Origin of the sequence: Blautia sp. OF03-13 (genome assembly GCF_003460685.1) — a bacterium.
In the GTDB taxonomy this organism is placed as follows: Bacteria; Bacillota; Clostridia; order Lachnospirales; family Lachnospiraceae; genus Fusicatenibacter; species Fusicatenibacter saccharivorans.
In genome coordinates this window covers 1-1,485 of sequence record NZ_QTVR01000054.1, presented here as the reverse complement: position 1 = coordinate 1,485, position 1,485 = coordinate 1, and the positions used below count along the sequence as shown (strand labels likewise).

Annotated in this window: 1 protein-coding gene; it reads left to right on the top strand. The window is 43.3% G+C overall.

All coding sequences use genetic code 11. The annotated features are described in order from the left end of the window. The first annotated feature begins 83 nt into the window (after positions 1 to 83). Positions 84 to 1,325: an IS256 family transposase gene (locus DXA55_RS16835; RefSeq protein ID WP_055265531.1), complete on the top strand. Its 1,242-nt coding sequence runs from the start codon at positions 84 to 86 to the stop codon at positions 1,323 to 1,325. Positions 1,326 to 1,485: the final 160 nt, after the last annotated feature.

The following is a 1,485-nucleotide window of genomic DNA, read 5'->3' as shown; positions in this document are numbered from 1 at the left end:
GAGAGTATGAAACTTTTTCTGTAAAATAATGTTTGGAAGGTTCTTCTATGATACAATAAATATCATTAGGAGGACCTTTTATTATGGCAAGACAAAAGAAACCGGTACATCGAGTACAAATGACCGAAGGAAAACGAAACATCATCCATCAGCTCCTGGAAGAGTATGATATCCAGTCTGCTGAAGACATCCAGGATGCGCTCAAGGATCTTTTAGGCGGTACCATTAAGGAAATGATGGAAGCGGAAATGGACGATCATCTCGGCTATGAAAAATCAGAACGTTCGGATAATGATGATTACCGCAATGGGTATAAGCGCAAACAGCTCAACAGCCGATATGGATCGATGGAAATCGAAGTGCCGCAGGACCGAAAATCAACATTTGAACCACAGGTGGTGAAAAAACGTCAGAAAGATATTTCTGATATTGATCAGAAGATCATTTCCATGTATGCCAAAGGAATGACTACCCGACAGATTTCCGAAACCATCGAAGATATTTATGGCTTTGAGACCTCGGAGAGTTTTATTTCCGATGTAACCGATAAGATCCTGCCACAGATCGAAGACTGGCAGAACCGGCCATTGGACGAAGTCTATCCCATTCTCTACATCGACGCAATTCACTATTCCGTAAGAGATAATGGTGTAATCCGAAAGCTTGCAGCTTACGTGATTCTTGGAATCAACACGGAAGGAAAGAAAGAGGTTCTGACCATCAGCGTTGGCGACAACGAAAGCGCAAAATACTGGCTTTCCGTTATGAACGAACTGAAAAACCGGGGTGTCAAAGATGTATTAATCATCTGTGCAGATGGTTTAACCGGCATCAAAGAAGCAATCGCTGCTGCTTTTCCAAAAACCGAGTATCAGCGCTGTATCGTACACCAGGTAAGAAACACACTGAAATATGTCCCTGACAAGGACAGAAAAGCATTTGCAGCGGATCTGAAGACCATTTATCAGGCCGCAGATGAAAAGAAAGCGCTGGCAGCCTTAGATCGTGTAACTGAAAAATGGTCTCCCAAATATCCGAATTCCATGAAACGCTGGAAGGATAACTGGGATGCCATCTCTCCAATTTTCAAGTTTTCAACGACGGTCAGAACGGTGATTTATACCACCAATGCGATTGAATCCCTGAATTCCACCTACCGGAAGCTGAATCGGCAGAGAAGCGTATTCCCAAGCGATACGGCCCTTTTAAAAGCGCTGTACCTGGCCACTTTTGAGGCTACGAAAAAATGGACCAGTACGATTCGAAACTGGGCGCAGGTATATGGCGAACTGAGTATTATGTACGAAGGTCGTCTTCCAGAATAACGAGTAAACCGACGATCAAGACAGGCGGAAAACCGCCTGCTCTTGACATGCCATTCAACAACTGTTATATATAAAACAAGGGTGAAAAGCTCAAACTGTAAGCTCACCACCCTTGCATATCATAGAAGAATCTTATTTACAGACTTTTTCTCACAGTCTC

Excerpts from the sequence above, each read along its gene's own strand:
- DXA55_RS16835 (WP_055265531.1), top strand. The coding sequence starts at position 84 with ATGGCAAGACAAAAGAAACCGGTACATCGAGTACAAATGACCGAAGGA.